Raw genomic sequence first — 15,593 nt, forward strand, 5'->3', positions numbered from 1 at the left:
CCGGTCAGGGCGTGGGTTCGAGCACGACGGTGGCGTCGTCGAACGCCACGAGGTAGCTCGCTTCGAACTCGACATCCTTCTCGAGTGTCGAGACGCTCCCGTCGAACAGCGACTGCACTTCGACCGAGAGGTGGGCGACGCCCGTGGTCGCCGGGATCGCCCATACGCCGAGCTGATCGGAGGGTGCGAGGCGGGCCGCCGGCATCTCGGAGATGGTCCAGAGCGGAGGCGACACCACGCGGTTCTCGATCGCGTAGCCGAACGGGCAGCCGGTGGGGAACAGCACCTCCTGTGAGACGCAACTGGAGAGGTTCGCCTCGAGCCCCTCCTGCGCCGCGGTCTCGAACGCATCCGACGGCACCACGTCGATCCGCGCGGTGAGCTCGCCGCCGAGCGCGACCGCATCCACGGGATCCGCCGTCAGGAACGTGGAGGTGTGCGCGAGTCGATACGACGCCGGGCTCAGCACGGCGAAGGTGGCGCTGCCGCTCGAGGGGAGGTCGATCCACACCTCGCCGACCGTCACGCGGCGGTCGCCCGTCGCCTCGACCGTCAGCGGGGAGACAGGGCTGCGGGCGAACCCCCACTCGGGGAAGAACCCGAAGCGCGTGCCGACCCGCTCGATGACGAAGGTCGTCGAGATATCGCCGCTCGCATCCGCCACATCGACCCGATGGGTGCCGCCGATCTCGGTGTCGCCGACAACTGCGAACGTCGTCTCACCGAGCGCATCCGGGTCGAGCAGGGTGCGGTCGGCGCCGGACGCGACGGACACGCCAGGGAGCGCGAGCACCTCATCCACGTGGCCGAGGGCCAGGGCATCCAGGTAGTCGTCGACGAACGCGGATGCTGAGAACACGGTCGCGTTGGCGATCGCGATCCCGCCGACGATCGTCGCGCCGACGAGCGCGATCGCACCCACCCAGCCGACGACAATCCGCATGCTGCACATTCTGCCGTGCCCGCCCGGACGCCCCCGGTGTGCTGGGCTAGCCTGTCGAGGTGCCGCGCTCCGACCTCGCCCCCGAACAGCGGGCGGTCTTCGAGGCGATCGAGACGACGCGCGAGCACATCTTCGTGACGGGTCGTGCGGGCACCGGCAAGTCGACGCTGTTGGAGTACCTCGCCTGGAACACCTCGAAGCAGCTCGTGGTGTGCGCACCGACCGGCGTCGCGGCGCTCAACGTGGGCGGGCAGACCATCCACTCCCTGTTCCGGCTGCCGATCGGCGTCATCGCCGATCACGAGATCGAGCAGTCGGCCGAGCTCAAGAAGCTGCTGAACGCGATCGAGACGCTCGTGGTCGACGAGGTGTCGATGGTCAATGCCGACCTGCTCGACGCGATGGACCGCAGCCTCCGGCAGGCGCGGCAGAAGCCGAACGAACCGTTCGGCGGCGTACAGGTGGTGCTCTTCGGAGATCCGTTCCAACTCGCACCCGTGCCGGGCGACGGCGACGAGCGTGCTTACTTCGCCGACCGCTACCGCTCGATGTGGTTCTTCGACGCGCTCGTCTGGCAGGAGGCCGACCTCGTGATCTACGAGCTCGGCACGATCCACAGGCAGCACGAGCTCGAGTTCAAGCAGCTGCTCAACGCCGTGCGGCACGGCATGGTGACCGCCGAGATGGCGGGACGGTTGAACACGGTGGGCGCGCGTCCCGCGCCGGATGACGGCACCATCACGTTGGCGACGACCAACGCATCCGTCACCCGGATCAACCAGACGGCCCTCGCGCGCCTCCCCGGGCGCACCAAGTCGGCGGTCGCGGATGTGAACGGCGACTTCGGCGGTCGCACGTTCCCCGCCGACGAGCGGCTCGAGTTGAAGGTCGGAGCTCGGGTGATGTTCCTGCGCAACGACGCCGGAGGCGAGGGTCGCTGGGTCAACGGCACGCTCGGCGAGGTCATCCGCATCGCCGACAACGTGACCGTCGAGGTCGACGGGGAGTGGCACGAGGTGAGCCCGGTCACCTGGGAGCGCTACCGCTACAGCTATTCGCCGGTGACGAAGCAGCTCACCAAGGATGTCGTCGCCGAGTTCACGCAGTTCCCGTTGCGGCTCGCCTGGGCGGTGACGATCCACAAGTCGCAGGGGTCGAGTTACGACCGCGCGATCGTCGACCTCGGTCCGCGCAGTTTCGCCCCCGGCCAGACCTACGTGGCGCTCAGCCGGCTCACGGCGCTCGACGGCCTGTATCTGACGCGGCCGCTGCGCCCGAGCGACATCATCGTCGACGAGAACGTGCGCCGATTCATGTCGGGCGCGCGGCCCATCCCGGCCGTCAAGGCCTAGATGTACTCGGTCACTTCGTTGGTGACACTCGGCTGATCGGGGGTTGGCCTCCGCAGGCGGTGTGTGGTCGAGCGTAGTTGTAGTGCTGCAGCCAGGGTTCGAGTGCGTCGGCGCGGTCCTGGTTCGAGGTGAAGGGCTGGTGGTAGGCCCAGCCTTCTTGGAGCGTGCGGTTGAAGCGTTCGGCTTTGCCGTTCTGCCATGGCGAGTGCGGCCGGGTCAGCCGGTGTTTCGCGCCGAGGGCGTTCAGGACCTCGCGAAAGTCTCGGGAGAGGCGGTAGTTCATCGCGTTGTCGGTCATGACTTCCCGGACCGTGATGCCATGGTCGGCGAAGAACGCGGCCGCCTCGGCGAGGAACGCCGCGCAGGTCGGACCTTGCTCGTTCGGCAGGATGCGGGCGAAGGCGAGCCGCGAGTGATCGTCGACGGCGACATGGACGTAGTCGAACCCGATCCGGGCCTTGCGCTTCTCATGAGTGCGGTTGTGGTTGATCACGGCCGGGCCGTCAAGGCGCCAGCCGCCGCTGTCCGGGATCCGGCCGAGTTTCTTCACGTCGATATGGATCAGCTCTCCGGGCGTCTCCCGCTCATAGCGGCGGTTCGTGCGGCGCGAGGCCCGGATGCGGATCCCGGTGACCGGGTCGAGCTCGCGCAGGGCCGGCAGCCCGGCCCGGGCGATGATCCGCGACGCGGTCGACGGGCTCACCCCGACCCGCCGAGCCAGCTCGTCCCGACCGAGCCGCTCGCTCCGGCGCAACTTGAGCAGCCGGGCCGTGACCGCCGGGGAGGTCGTGGCCGGGTGCGCGCGATGCCGCGAGGAGCGATCAACCAGTCCCGCGGCGCCGAGTCTCCGGAACCGGGAAACCCAGCGATGCGCGCACTGCCGCGAGACACCCATCTCCTTCGCGACATGCGAAACCGGACGCCCCGACAGGACACGCTCAACCAAGATCAGTCGACCAGCCGGAGCCAGCCGCGCCCTAACGTGAGACATAGAGAAGGCCTTCCTTCGAGTGACGTAGACACCACTCGAATGGAGGCCTTCTCCTCACTCCACTGTCACCAACGATCTGACCGAGTACACCTAGACGCTGCTTCGCTCAGGCGGCCGTCTTCGCCCGCGCGAGGTCCTCGAAGAGCTCGGTGTTGAAGCGGTAGGCGAGCAGCACCTCGTCGATCACCCGCTCGCGCTCCGCGTCGTCCCAGGCGACCCGGTCGAGTTCGTCGCGGTAGGTCTCCTTGAACTCCTGCGGGCTCGCGATCTCGTCGAAGAGGTAGAAGCCGACGCCGTTGGTCTCGAATCCGAAGTGGCGCTGCATGACCTTGCGGATGAACTGGCCGCCCGAGAGGTCGCCGAGGTACCGCGTGTAGTGGTGCGCGACGAATCCGCCCGCCCACCGTTCGGCGGCGACATGACGGATGCGGTCGACGTAGGCGACGGTCGTGGGGAGCGGCGTGATCTGCTCGCGCCAGTCGTCGCCGAGCAGGAACTCCAGATCGGCTTCGAGCGCGGGCAGGCGCGTGAGTCGAGGGGTCGCGAAGTGCTCCACCACGGCGTCGCCCGCGAACACCGTCTCCGCTGCTTCGAGCGCCGCGTAGATGAAGTAATGCTGGGCGACGAGCGCGATGTAGTCGTCGCGCGTGCCCTCGCCCTTCATCAGATCGGTCATGAACCCGGCGCCCTCACTGTCGGAGTGGCTCGACCAGGTGCGCTCGCGCAGCGCCTGCGAGAAGGGGATGACAGACACGGGGACTCCTCTAGGTAAGGGTTCCCTTAGCTTATGCCTGACTGAAGGTCGGTGGAACCCCCGCGGCCTGATCCGGTGAGTGGTCCGCTCAGCGCTCTGTCGCGCGTGCCGCGCCGAGCCCCGTCGCGAGAAGTGCCGTGGATGCGGCGAAGTGCAGCACATTGTCGGCACCGTTGAGGGCGATGAGGTTGGCCGGAGTGCCGACCGCGAACAACCCGAAGAAGCCGATGCCGAGGAGCAGGCCCCCGGCCACGACGTTCGCCGTGCGAGCGAGGCGGTCGCCCCGCCAAGCCGCGAAGAGCAGGACGAGCCCCAGCACGAGATGAAGGGAGCCGAGCAGCACGTTCGTGCTCAGCTGCCAGAGCAGCACGGCTCCGGTGTTCGCCTCGATCCCCGCGGTCGCCGACACCGCGATCCCCGCGCCGCCCACGAGGACGAAGATCGAGCCCGTGGCGAGGGCGGCGATGCGATTCGGCGACATCGCCGTTCAGGAGTGCGGTCGCGGCTCGACGCCGAGGCGGTCGCACGCCTCGTCGTAGAGGAGGACGATCTCGGCGCGAATCTCGGGGCGCAGGCTCAGCTCACGCGACCACGGGATCCGCAGCTCGCCGGGCACACCCGTGGTCGTGTAGCTCCAGGTTCCGCCCCGGTGATCGAGATCGACCATCGTGGCCGTCGTGGGCTCGATGCCTGCGAAGGCGCGCACGATGAGCAGATTGTCGTCGGTGTGGTCGTCGTTCATGTGCGACAGCACCGCCTGGACCACCTCGGGGGAGAAGACGCTCACGCGTCCACGCTAGACCACGCCCCGCGGCCCCACGCTCAGCTCGAGAAGTCGACGGCGAGCTGCGCCAGTAGGCGTGCCCCATATCCGGTGGCACCCGCCGAGCGCCACGCGTCGTCGACCGGCGACTGCATGGTGCCGGCGATGTCGAGGTGCGCCCACGGGCGCCCATCCACGAAGTGTTCGAGGAACAGCGCTGCCGTGGTGGCTCCCGCATAGGGGCCGCCGAGGTTCGAGATGTCGGCCACCGCCGAGTCGAGCTGTGAGCGATAGGCACGCTCGAGCGGCAGCCTCCACGCCGACTCGCCCGTCGTCGCGGATGCCGACTCGACGGCTGCGAGCAGCGCGTCGTCGTTGCCGAACAGCGCGGCGGTGCGGGTGCCGAGCGCCATGAGCGACGCTCCCGTGAGCGTCGCGATGTCGACGATCGCATCCGGTTCCCACTCGCTCGCGAGCACGAGCGCATCCATCATCGCGAGGCGCCCCTCGGCATCCGTGTTCTTCACCTCGACGGTCGTGCCGTCGCGTGCCGTGAGCACGTCGCCCAGCTTGTAGGCGGATCCGGAGGGCATGTTGTCGGTGCACATGAGCCAGGCGGTGGTCTCGGATGCCGACCCCAGCTCGTCGAGCGCCGTGAAGGCCCCCAGGATCGCACCTGCGCCACCCATGTCCATCTTCATGAGCAGATGCATCGGATCCGAGGGCTTCAACGAGATGCCGCCCGAGTCGTAGGTGAGGCCCTTGCCCACGAGGGCGAGTCGTCGGCCGCCCTCGCGGCCGGCATGGCGCAGGCGCACCATCACCGGCTCCTCCTCGCTGCCGGCGTTCACGCCGAGGATGCCGCCGCAGCGCAGCTCGAGGAGCTGCTCGCGCCCGAAGAGCTCGACCTCGAAGCCGAATCGCGCGCCGAGTTCTACCGCGACCCGCCCGATGTCGGATGCGGTGAGGTGACCGGGCGGGGTGTTGGCGAGGTCGCGCGCCACGGAGGCGGCATGCACCGTCGCTCGCGCACGCGCGACGCCCGCGGCGAGGGCGGCGGGGTCGGCCCCCTCGACGGTGATGCTGACCGCATCGAGCGGCGGCTCGGCGGTCGTGGTCTTGAGCGGACGGTAGCGGTAGCGCGCGAGCACCACACCCTCGGCGAGGGCCTGGCCCGCCGCGGCGTCGTCCACGGGCCCGCTCGTCGTGAGTTCGAGCGACACACGCCGCAGCGAAGCCGTCGCCCGGGCGAACGCGGCCGCGATGTCGCGGAGCGCGTCGGGTGTGAGCGCCTCCGGGTCGCCGATCCCTACGGCGACGAGCGCGGGCCCGGATGCGGTGGGGATCACGAGGGTCTGACCGGGTCGGGCGCCGAAGCCGGCGCGCGTGAGGGCGGCGCGATCGAAGCCGAGCCCCTCCGCGACATCGCCCGACGAAGCGACCGTGATGCCGATCGCCTCCGTGTCGTCGGGGGTGCTCGACGAGACTTCGAGCGCATCGATCCACGCGACCGAGGGGACCGCCGTGAATCCGGGGGTCAGCAGTTCTCCGGGCGAGCGAGCGACCATCAGACCTCCACCTCCTCGGGTTCGAGGATCGCATCCGGATCGTCCGGCTCCACCTGCTCGGGCAGTTCGTCCATGCCCTTGTCGGGCATGCGCGTCGCAGGCACGATCGCCAGCAGCGCGAGCACCGCGAGGGCGAGCAGCGACAGCTGCAGCGCACGCAGGCGCGCCTCCTCGTTGATCCGCACCGCCTCGGCGAGCTCCTCGCCGCTTGCACCGGTGTCGGCGAGCGTCTGCTCGAGCTGGTCGTTGGTGATGAAGTTGATGTTGTCGAGGTTCACCTGCTCGACGACCGCCGGGGTGAGCACGGGGCTCTCGTCGACCTTCGAGACGACGAGCCCGCCGAGCACGCTCACCGCGAAGACGCTGATCACGGCGATGCCGACGGAGCCCGACAGGTTGTGCACGAGGCCGCGCCAGGCGCCGACGTCGCCCGCGAGCTCCTTGGGGGCGCGCGACAGGAGCGTGTTGAACACGAGCGCGACGATGGAGCCCTGCCCGAGGCCGAGCAGGATGAGCCCGACGACGATGAGCGCCTGCCCCCACGAGTTCTGGATGCTGAACGCCAGCAGCGTCAGCGCTCCGGCCACGACCACGAAGCCCGCCGTGCCGATGTGCCGGGGGCGGAAGCGCCCGTAGAGGGTCGCGATGAACGTCGAGGCGAGGAAGATCGAGAGCGTGTACGGGATGATCGAGAAGCTCGTCTCGATGCCCGTGAGCCCCTGCACCACCTGCATGTAGAGGGGGATGACGAAGTTCGCGGCGGTGCCGACGAACAGCATGATCGCCATGCAGGCCGTGATCATGAGCTCGCGGTTCGAGCGCAGCACCCGCAGGTCGAAGATGCGGGCGCGCTTCGCCTCCTGGCGCCTGCGGATCCAGACGAAGAACACCTGACCGCCGACGAGGCCGAGCACCACGAGCACCGGTGCGGGGGAGAGCCCGAGGATCGAGAACGGGGCGCCGTCCGTGGCCATCACGAGGCCCCACGGCTCGAGGCCCGAGCACCCGAAGCTCAGGAGGATGATCGACACCGCGGCGATGACCGCACCGGTCCAGTCGATCTGCAGCAGCGGCTGCGACGGCACCTTCTTGAGCGTGAAGCTCAGCAGCAGGTTGACCACCGCGAGTCCGACCATCATCGCGAATGACCAGCGCCATCCGATCGTCGTCGCGAACGAGCCCGCCACGAGCAGCGCGAGCACTCCCGCGGCGGGGATCGCGGCGGCGAGCAGGCCGATCGCCACCCCCTGCTGGCTGCCGCGGTAGTTCGTGGCGATGAACACGGTGAGGGCGGGCGCGATGAGCGCGATGACCGACCCGGAGGCCGCCTGCGAGACGAACAGCACCGTGCCGTTGGGGGCGAGGGCGATCCCGAGCATGGCGAGGCCGTGGATCACGAGAGCGATCTGGAACACGCCCTTGCTGCCGAAGCGCGCTCCGACCTTGGCCCCGAGCAGGATGAACGCCGCCATCGAGAAGGTCCCCGCGGTGATCGCCGTTCCGACGCTCGTCGCCGCGATGCCGAGGTCGGTGGTGATGCCTGCCATCGACACGGTCAGGGCGTTGACCGCGAACGACGCCTGGATCTGCGTCAATACGACGATCACGAGCGGCAGCCAGGACGTCTTCTGGGTGGTGGTGGTCACTCCGTGCTCCTTATGCGAAACACCGCGTCGTCAACCTCTGACCGCGTGGTGAGGCTCAGTCTGTCGCACGTATGGCTACAACGGAACACCTCCGATAACGTCAGGGGCATGTCCGAATCCGCGACAACGCTCGTGATCCTCGGACTCGCCGTGCTGGCCTTCATCTCGGGCCGTATTCCGACCGGGATCGTGGCGCTCGGGGTCGCTCTCGCACTCGCGGCGACCGGCATCCTTGAGCTGCCGCAGGCGTTCGCGGGCTTCGCCGATCCCTCGGTGGTGCTCATCGCGGCGCTGTTCGTCGTGGCGGAGGGCCTCGACGCCTCCGGGCTCACCGCCTGGACGGGCCGGCTGCTCGTCCGACGCGGCGGTGGCAACCCGGTCGTGCTGACCGTGTTCGTCATGCTCGTCGTCGCGCTCCTCTCGGCACTCATCACGCCGAATGGCGCGGTCGCCGCGCTGCTGCCCGTGGTCGTCGTCATCGCACGCCGCATCGAGGTGCCGCCCGCACTCCTGCTGCTCCCCCTCGCCTTCGGCGCGCATGCGGGTGCACTGCTCACGCTCACGGGGAGCCCCGTCAACGTGATCGTCTCGGAGTTCGCGGCGGATGCCGCGGGCCACGGCTTCGGATTCTTCGAGTTCACGATCGTCGGCGCACCGCTGCTCGTGGGCAGCATCCTCATCGCGGCGCTGTTCGGGCGACGACTCATCCCCGCGCGGAGCCCGGCGACGATGTCGCGCGACCTGACCGAACATCCGAGCGTGCTGTTGCGCGAGTACCCGGCCGCGGCGAGCGCCGAGGTCGACCGCGAGGCGGGCGTCGCGGAGGTACTCGTGGCCCCGCGGTCGGGTCTCATCGGCGAGCGCGTCTTTCCGGGGATGGTCACCGACAGCGGCGAGCTCGTGATCGTGGCCGTCTCGCGGGGAGGCGAGCAGCTGCCCGCGGGCGAGGTGGTGCTTCGCGCGGGCGACGTGCTGCTGCTGCAGGGATCGTGGGATGCGCTCGACCGCAACGTCGTCGATCCCGACGTGCTCGTGGTCGACGCGCCGGATGCAGTGCGTCGGCAGGCGGCGCCGCTCGGCTGGCGCGCTGGGGTGGCGATCGCGATCCTCGCGGCGATGGTCGTGCTGCTCGCGACAGGTCTTCTGCCGCCCGCCGTCACGGGTCTGCTCGCGGCGATCGCGATGGTGCTGACCGGCGTCGTGCCGGTCACTCGCGCGCACCGGGCGATCAGCTGGTCGACGATCCTGCTGGTCGCCGGAATGATCCCGATGTCGACGGCGATCACCGAAACGGGCACGGCGGCGACCATCGCGACGGCGCTCGTGGATGCCCTCGGCTCCGCCGGCCCCACGGTGGTGCTGCTCGCCCTGTGTGTGGTGGCGCTGATCTTCGGGCAGCTGATCTCGAACACGGCGACCGTGCTGATCCTCGCGCCGATCTCGGTCTCGGTCGCGACGACGCTCGGGCTCTCGCCGCTGCCGTTCCTCATGGGCGTCGGCGTGGTGTGCGCGGCTGCGTTCCTCACGCCCGTCGCGACACCCGCGAACTTCATGGTGAAGGATCCCGCGGGGCTGCGGTTCGGCGACTACTGGAAGCTCGGGCTTCCGCTCATGGCGCTCTTCCTCGCCGTGGCCGTGCTGCTCGTACCGCTCGTCTGGCCGTTCTGACCCGGCGTCAGCCGAGATCCGCGAGCACGGTGCGGGCCACGTTCCATCCGCCCATCCCGTGGGATCCGCCCGCGGGCAGCGCCGACGACGAGCACACGTAGACGCCCGGGATCGGCAGGCGCCACGGCGCGAGCGAGATGCGGGGGCGCGACAGCATCTGCCGCCAGTCGGCCGAACCGCCGCCGATGTCGCCTCCGACGAGGTTGGCGTTCCACGCCTCGAGCGCGGCAGGCGGCATGACGTGACGGGCGAGCACGCGCTCGCGGAATCCGGGGGCGGCGGCCTCGATGCGCGACTCGATCGCATCCGTCATGTCGTGGCTCGAACCGTTCGGCACGTGGCAGTACGCCCACAGGGTGTGCCGGCCGGCGGGTGCGCGCGTGGGGTCGGCGGCGGTCGCCTGCACGGCGATCACGAAGGGATCGTCGGGGTGCCCGCCCCGGGCGACTCGGCGTTCCGACTCCGCGATGGAGCGCGATGACGCGCCGAGATGGACCGTACCGACGCCTGCAAGGCGTTCGTCGCGCCAGGGGACGGGTGCGTCGAGCGCCCAGTCGACCTTGAACACGCCGGGGGCGTAGCGCCACCGGTCGAGGCGCCGACGGAAGCCGGAGGGCAGTGTGTCGCCCGCAATCTGGACGATCTGGCGGGGCGTGAGGTCGAGCAGCACGGCTCGCGCCTCGGGCAGCTCGTCGAGCGAACGCACGCGGTGACCGGTGCGCACCTCGCCGCCGAGACTGCGGATGTGCGTGACGAGCGCATCCGCGACCGACTGCGATCCGCCGACCGCGACCGGCCAACCCACCCCGTGGGCGAGCGCCGCCAGGAACACCCCGAACACGGAGGTCAGCGGGGCCCCGAGCGGCAGGGTCGAGTGGGCCGCGAGGCCGGCGAAGAGCGCACGAGTCGGCTCGTCGCGGAACACGAGGCGGTTTGTGAAAGTGGCCGGAGCGGAGCCGTGCAGCCCGACCGCGAGCAGCTCGCGCAGGGCGTGGGGCGGCATCGCGGTGGGGTCGAGCACCGATGCGGCGACGCGTTCCCAGTGCGCGCCGAGCCATCCCGGCCCGCGCAGCCAGGCGCGTCCGTCACGCCCCAGCTCCTCCGCGGTCTGTGCGGCCGAGCGATGCAGCAGCGTCGCGCCGCCCGCATGCACATGGCCGAGTGGCGTCTCCGGATGGGCGAACCGCAGTCCCTCCCGGTCGAGCCCGATCGCGCGGAAGGCGGGCGACCCGGCGGCGAGTGGCAGCACGGTCGCGCCGATGTCGTGCCGGAAGCCGGGCAGCGTGACCTCTTCGGTGCGGAGCGCACCGCCCGGAACGTCCGCCGCCTCGAGCACGAGCACCGACATGCCGGCCTCGGCGAGCGCAGCCGCCGCGACGAGCCCGTTCGGGCCCGCACCCACGACGACCGCGTCGAGCTCGGTCACCGGGTAGGGATGCCGCTCGCTCGACCGAGGCGCAGACTGTTCCACACGACGAGCACCGACGACAGCGACATCGCCGCCGCCGCGATGAGCGGGTTCAGCAGTCCGGCCGCCGCGATCGGAATGGCGGCCACGTTGTAGCCGAACGCCCAGATGAGATTGCCGCGGATGGTGCGCAGCGTGCGCCGCGAGAGCTCGATCGCCTGGGCGACCGCGATGAGGTCGTCGCGCACGATGATGATGTCGGCCGAGCGCATGGCGACTTCGGTGCCCGAGACGAGCGCGATCCCGAGGTCCGCGGAGGCGAGCGCCGCGGCGTCATTGATGCCGTCACCCACCATCGCCACGGTGCGCCCCGAATCCTTGAGTGCCTGCACGACGTCGGCCTTCTCGGCGGGGAGCACCTCGGCGTGGATCTCGTCGATCCCGAGCTCGGCCGCCACCCGGCGGGCCGCTCGCGGGTCGTCGCCGGTCAGCAGCACGGTGCGCAGGCCGAGGGAGCGCAGTGCCTCGACGCCGCGCCGGGCACTCGGGCGCACCGAGTCGCGCACGGCGAGCACGCCGGCCACCTCGCCGCCGACCGCGACGAGCACGGGCGTCGCGCCATCCGCCGCGATCTCGTCGACCGTCGCCCGGATCTCGTCGGACAGCTCTGCGCCGTGCTCGGCCATCGCTCGGAGGTTCCCGACCATGACCTCGTCGCCCTCGACGCGGGCGGCTGCGCCGAGCCCCGGAAGGGTGCGGAAGTCGTCCGCCTGCGGCAGGTCGGCGACCAGTTCGGATGCAGCGGCCCGCACGGCCTCGGCGATCGGGTGGGTTGATCCGGATTCCACCGCCGCGGCCGCCGCGAGCACGCGGTGCTCGGCGAACGCGCCGACCACGATCGAGCGCTCCACGCTCATGCGGCCGGTTGTGAGGGTGCCGGTCTTGTCGAGCACGACCGTGTCGACCCCGCCGGAAGCCTCGAGCGCATCCTGTCCCTTGATGAGGATGCCGAGGCGGGCGCCGCGGCCCACGCCGACCATGAGCGCGGTCGGGGTCGCGAGTCCGAGCGCGCACGGGCAGGCGATGATCAGCACGGCGATACCGACGCCGAACGCGTGGGCCGGATCGGCGCCGCCCAGCATCCACCCCGCCATGACGAGCACGGCCGCGACGATGACGGCCGGCACGAACCAGGTGACCACGCGATCGACGAGGCGCTGAACCCCCGCCTTCGAGGCCTGCGCGCGCTCCGCGATCGCGGCCATCTGGGCGAGCTGCGTGTGGGCGCCGACCGCGGTCGCCTCGACCACGAGACGGCCGTCGGTGCTGATGCTGCCACCGACGACGGCGTCGCCCGGGCCGAGCGCACGGGGGACGGGCTCGCCCGTCACGGCGCTCGTGTCGACCGCGGCGTATCCCTCTCGGATCTCGCCGTCGGCGGGGGCGGTCTCGCCGGGGAGGACGACGACGAGGTCTCCCGCGCGCAGCTCTTCCACCGGGATCTCGACCTCACGGCCGTCGCGCAGCACGCGCGCGGTCGTGGGCGCGAGCGCCGCGAGCGCATCCAGCACGTCGCCGGCGCGGCGCCGGGCGCGGGTCTCGAAGTAGCGCCCCGCGAGCTGGAAGGTCGTCATGCCGCCGGCGACGTCGAGGTAGATCGCGTTCGCTCCGGCGGGGGTGGGACCGAATCCGATCCAGTACCCGCTCTCGCTGCCCATGATGATCGTCGCGACAGCCCAGCCGAAGGACGCGACGATGCCGAGCGAGACCAGGGTGTCCATGCTGACGCTGCCGTGCCGCAGGTTGCGCAGCGTGGCGCGGTGGAACGGCCACGCCGCCCACGTGACGACGGGCACCGCGAGCAGCACGCACAGCCACTCCCAGCCCGGGAACCGCAGTCCGGGCACGAGCGCGAGCATGAGCGTGAGGTCCATGAGGGGGATCGTCAGCAGCGTCGACGTGATGAGTCGACGCCGCAGCGAGACGATCCGGTTCTCTTGCGCGCGGCGGGTCCAGGTGTCGTCCGGGCCGGTGCGCACGCGCGCCTCGTAGCCCGCCTTCGAGACGGCGGCGAGTGCCTCCGGAGTGTGCTCGGGGTCGAGCCCCACCACCGTGGCGCGCTCGGTGGCGTAGTTCACCGTGGCCGAGACGCCCTCCACCCGGTTGAGGGCGCGCTCCACGCGACCCGCGCAGGCGGCGCAGGTCATGCCTCCGATGTCGAGCTCGACGGTCACCGTTCGCCTCCCGGGGCGCTTCCCACGCCCGCGGCGCCGCGGCGTTCCGCGAGCTTGGCGAGCATGTCGTTGTAGGCGTCGAACTCGTCGTCGAGTCCACGATCGAGGTGGCGGTCGGTGCGCGTGGCCTCCCGCTGATCCTGCCGGGCCCACTGGATGCCGAGCGCGATGACGACGATCAGCAGCGGCAGCTCGCCGCCCGCCCACGCGACGCCGCCGCCCAGATACTGCGACGCCATCAGGTCGTCGGCCCACGGCTGGTCGAGCGAGAGGTAGTAGTTCTCGGCGATCGGCGTCGTGGCGGTCATGAGGGCGATGCCGAAGAAGGCATGGAACGGCATCGCGGCGAGCACGAGGCCGAGCTTGCCGAGCGGCGGGAGCGGACGCGGGGGCCGGTCGACGCCGATCACGAGCCAGTAGAAGAGGTACCCGACGATCAGGAAGTGCAGGTTCATGAGCTGGTGCGCCCAGTGGTACCGCACGGCGTCCTCGAAGATCGAGGAGAAGTACAGGCCGTAGTACGAGCCGATGAAGAGCACGAACACGACGAGCGGATTGGTGAGCACGCGCAGCAGCGGCCAGTGCATGACCCGCACGATCCACTCGTGCATGCCGTCGGCCGCCGGCGCACGGCGCGGGGTCGTGGCCCGCAGCAACAGAGTCACGACACCGCCGAGCGAGAGCAGCACCGGGGCGAGCATGTTGAGCCCCATGTGCACGATCATGTGGACCCCGAAATCGGAGCCCGAGTACATGCCGAATCCGGAGCTCGTCGCCACGACCACGACGATCCATCCGAGCACCCACGAGATCGTGCGACCGAGGGGCCAGCGCACGCCCTTGCCCCGAGCCGACCGGAGGGCGACCAGGTAGACCGTGATCCCCGCGGTCGCGATGACCGCGAACAGGATGTTGAGACGCCAGCCGCCGACGAGCGTCGCGAAGCTCGGGGCGTCCGGTAGCTCGAACCCCAGGAAGACCTGGCTGATGCTCGTGGGCACGAAGTACTGCGGCGGCGGGATGCGCGTCATCACCACGGTCAGCGCCACGAACGCGGATGCCAGCACAGCGCCCGCGGCAAGCGCCCGGCCGATCCGGCGGTCGGTGAGGCGGCCACGGCGCCACGCGACGGCGCACGCTGCGGCGATCCCGCCCGCCACCACGTCGACCGCGAGGCGGAGCGCGATCAGCAGCCCCGTCGGAGTCGCCGCGAATTCGCCGCCCACGAGCTTGAAGCCGGCGAGCACGAGTTCCGACGCGATGATGAGCGGGAAGGCGACCGCGAGCACCGCACCCGCGCGCCCGAGCGTCTCGGGTCGGAGCAGGCGACCGGTCGCGCGACGGATCGCCAGCACGACCGCGACCCCATACGCGACGGTCCCCGAGACGGCCAGCAGCACGCCGGCATCCGACCCGAAGTCGTGGCCCGGGCCGACGAGGATCTGCCCGACCACGATGGGTGCGAGCAGGGCGATGGCCGACGCCCAGAGGGCGATGAGCAGCGTGCGCCAGCGCGAGGCGAACGCGATCACGCCGAACGCCAGGAACCCGGCCGCCGCCGTGATGATCCATGCCTGCGGCAGGTAAGCGGCCTCCACGAGGAAGCCGAGACCGCCGGGCTCGAGGAGTCGCGCGAGCGGCTGACCGTTCGCATCCGCCGCGTCGACGGCGACGAGCACGGTGGCCGTGAGCGCCCAGACGAGCGAGGAGATACGGGCGATGCGCCATTCCGGCTCGGCGGCGAGGGGGAGTCGGGAGGGACGCGGGCGGGCGAGTAGGAACAGCAGCGCGACGAGGCTGCCGATGGTGAGCATCGAGGCGAGCTCGACCACGACGCGCAGGCCGGTGGAGAGCACGGAGATCTCGAGTCCCGGGTATCCGCGGAAGATCGCGTCGTAGGGGGTGGTGCCGAGCGCGACGACGGTCGCGAGGGGGACGCCCAGAGCGATGACGGCGGCGGCGATGCCGACCGTCAGCGGAACGGCCACCGGTCTGCGGCCGGTGGCGTGGTCGTAGGCGGGCAGCTCGGTGGTCGTCACGGGCGGATGCTGTAGCCCGCGTCGTCGACGGCGGCGGAGACGGCCGCCTCGTCCAGCACGCCCTCGAAGTCGATCGACGCGGTCTCGGTGAGGAGGTCGACGCTCACGCCGGTCACGCCCGGTACACCCTGAATCGCACCGGCGACGGCGGCACGGCAGTGGCTGCAGCTCATCCCGTCGACGTGGCGTTCGATCGTGGGCATTGGGGTCTCCTCACGGGTGGCGCC

General features: G+C 70.6%; 13 protein-coding genes. 2 read left to right on the top strand and 11 right to left on the bottom strand.

Translation table 11 applies throughout. The features are described from left to right. Window positions 1-4: 4 nt before the first annotated feature. Window positions 5-943, bottom strand: coding sequence for a hypothetical protein (locus FVQ89_RS03200; RefSeq protein ID WP_147900465.1), 939 nt, complete (start codon window positions 941-943; stop codon window positions 5-7). A 59-nt stretch (window positions 944-1,002) separates the two neighbouring features. On the opposite strand from FVQ89_RS03200, the gene FVQ89_RS03205 reads away from it, so the two are divergent. Then, window positions 1,003-2,295, top strand: coding sequence for an ATP-dependent RecD-like DNA helicase (locus tag FVQ89_RS03205; protein ID WP_147900466.1), 1,293 nt, complete (start codon window positions 1,003-1,005; stop codon window positions 2,293-2,295). Window positions 2,296-2,305: 10 nt separating this feature from the next. Here the strand turns inward: FVQ89_RS03205 and FVQ89_RS03210 are convergent, their stop codons facing one another. The 6 genes from FVQ89_RS03210 to FVQ89_RS03235 all read right to left on the bottom strand — a co-directional run bounded on the left by FVQ89_RS03210 (window position 2,306) and on the right by FVQ89_RS03235 (window position 8,017). After that, the gene (locus FVQ89_RS03210) at window positions 2,306-3,286 is read right to left on the bottom strand and encodes an IS481 family transposase (RefSeq protein ID WP_147900467.1); all 981 of its coding nucleotides are present in this window, start codon (window positions 3,284-3,286) and stop codon (window positions 2,306-2,308) included. A 106-nt stretch (window positions 3,287-3,392) separates the two neighbouring features. Beyond that, on the bottom strand, window positions 3,393-4,040 hold the full coding sequence (locus FVQ89_RS03215; protein WP_147900468.1) for a heme oxygenase (biliverdin-producing): 648 nt from the start codon (window positions 4,038-4,040) through the stop codon (window positions 3,393-3,395). Between the two features lie 88 nt (window positions 4,041-4,128). Continuing rightward, on the bottom strand, window positions 4,129-4,521 hold the full coding sequence (locus FVQ89_RS03220) for a DUF4383 domain-containing protein (RefSeq protein ID WP_147900469.1): 393 nt from the start codon (window positions 4,519-4,521) through the stop codon (window positions 4,129-4,131). A 6-nt stretch (window positions 4,522-4,527) separates the two neighbouring features. Then, entirely contained in the window at window positions 4,528-4,827 is a 300-nt protein-coding gene (locus FVQ89_RS03225; protein ID WP_147900470.1) for a DUF2470 domain-containing protein, read from the bottom strand. Between the two features lie 35 nt (window positions 4,828-4,862). Beyond that, window positions 4,863-6,371, bottom strand: a complete 1,509-nt coding sequence (locus FVQ89_RS03230) for a M17 family metallopeptidase (protein ID WP_147900471.1) — start codon at window positions 6,369-6,371, stop codon at window positions 4,863-4,865. Beyond that, window positions 6,371-8,017 (bottom strand): MFS transporter, encoded by a 1,647-nt coding sequence (locus FVQ89_RS03235; RefSeq protein ID WP_147900472.1) that lies wholly within the window; start codon window positions 8,015-8,017, stop codon window positions 6,371-6,373. The genes FVQ89_RS03230 and FVQ89_RS03235 overlap by 1 nt, the downstream gene beginning before the upstream one ends. Window positions 8,018-8,125: 108 nt before the next feature. Between FVQ89_RS03235 and FVQ89_RS03240 the strand changes: the two genes are divergently transcribed. After that, window positions 8,126-9,685 (top strand): SLC13 family permease, encoded by a 1,560-nt coding sequence (locus FVQ89_RS03240; RefSeq protein WP_147900473.1) that lies wholly within the window; start codon window positions 8,126-8,128, stop codon window positions 9,683-9,685. Window positions 9,686-9,692: 7 nt separating this feature from the next. Here the strand turns inward: FVQ89_RS03240 and FVQ89_RS03245 are convergent, their stop codons facing one another. From FVQ89_RS03245 to FVQ89_RS03260, 4 genes are read right to left on the bottom strand one after another with little or no spacing between them, the layout of a single operon-like run. Continuing rightward, a complete protein-coding gene (locus tag FVQ89_RS03245; protein WP_147900474.1) occupies window positions 9,693-11,111 on the bottom strand; it encodes an NAD(P)/FAD-dependent oxidoreductase in 1,419 nt (472 codons plus the stop codon). Beyond that, window positions 11,108-13,327, bottom strand: a complete 2,220-nt coding sequence (locus tag FVQ89_RS03250) for a cation-translocating P-type ATPase (protein ID WP_255513391.1) — start codon at window positions 13,325-13,327, stop codon at window positions 11,108-11,110. The genes FVQ89_RS03245 and FVQ89_RS03250 overlap by 4 nt, the downstream gene beginning before the upstream one ends. Next, window positions 13,324-15,366, bottom strand: a complete 2,043-nt coding sequence (locus FVQ89_RS03255) for a cytochrome c oxidase assembly protein (RefSeq protein WP_147900475.1) — start codon at window positions 15,364-15,366, stop codon at window positions 13,324-13,326. Before FVQ89_RS03255 ends, FVQ89_RS03250 begins: the two co-directional genes overlap by 4 nt. Beyond that, window positions 15,363-15,569 (bottom strand): heavy-metal-associated domain-containing protein, encoded by a 207-nt coding sequence (locus FVQ89_RS03260; RefSeq protein ID WP_147900476.1) that lies wholly within the window; start codon window positions 15,567-15,569, stop codon window positions 15,363-15,365. Before FVQ89_RS03260 ends, FVQ89_RS03255 begins: the two co-directional genes overlap by 4 nt. Between the last annotated feature and the right edge of the window lie 24 nt (window positions 15,570-15,593).

Source organism: Homoserinibacter sp. GY 40078, from assembly GCF_008017545.1.
Classification (GTDB): Bacteria; Actinomycetota; Actinomycetes; order Actinomycetales; family Microbacteriaceae; genus Homoserinibacter.

Excerpts from the sequence above, each read along its gene's own strand:
- FVQ89_RS03200 (WP_147900465.1), bottom strand. The coding sequence starts at position 943 with ATGCGGATTGTCGTCGGCTGGGTGGGTGCGATCGCGCTCGTCGGCGCG.
- FVQ89_RS03210 (WP_147900467.1), bottom strand. The coding sequence starts at position 3,286 with ATGTCTCACGTTAGGGCGCGGCTGGCTCCGGCTGGTCGACTGATCTTG.
- FVQ89_RS03220 (WP_147900469.1), bottom strand. The coding sequence starts at position 4,521 with ATGTCGCCGAATCGCATCGCCGCCCTCGCCACGGGCTCGATCTTCGTC.
- FVQ89_RS03230 (WP_147900471.1), bottom strand. The coding sequence starts at position 6,371 with ATGGTCGCTCGCTCGCCCGGAGAACTGCTGACCCCCGGATTCACGGCG.
- FVQ89_RS03240 (WP_147900473.1), top strand. The coding sequence starts at position 8,126 with ATGTCCGAATCCGCGACAACGCTCGTGATCCTCGGACTCGCCGTGCTG.
- FVQ89_RS03260 (WP_147900476.1), bottom strand. The coding sequence starts at position 15,569 with ATGCCCACGATCGAACGCCACGTCGACGGGATGAGCTGCAGCCACTGC.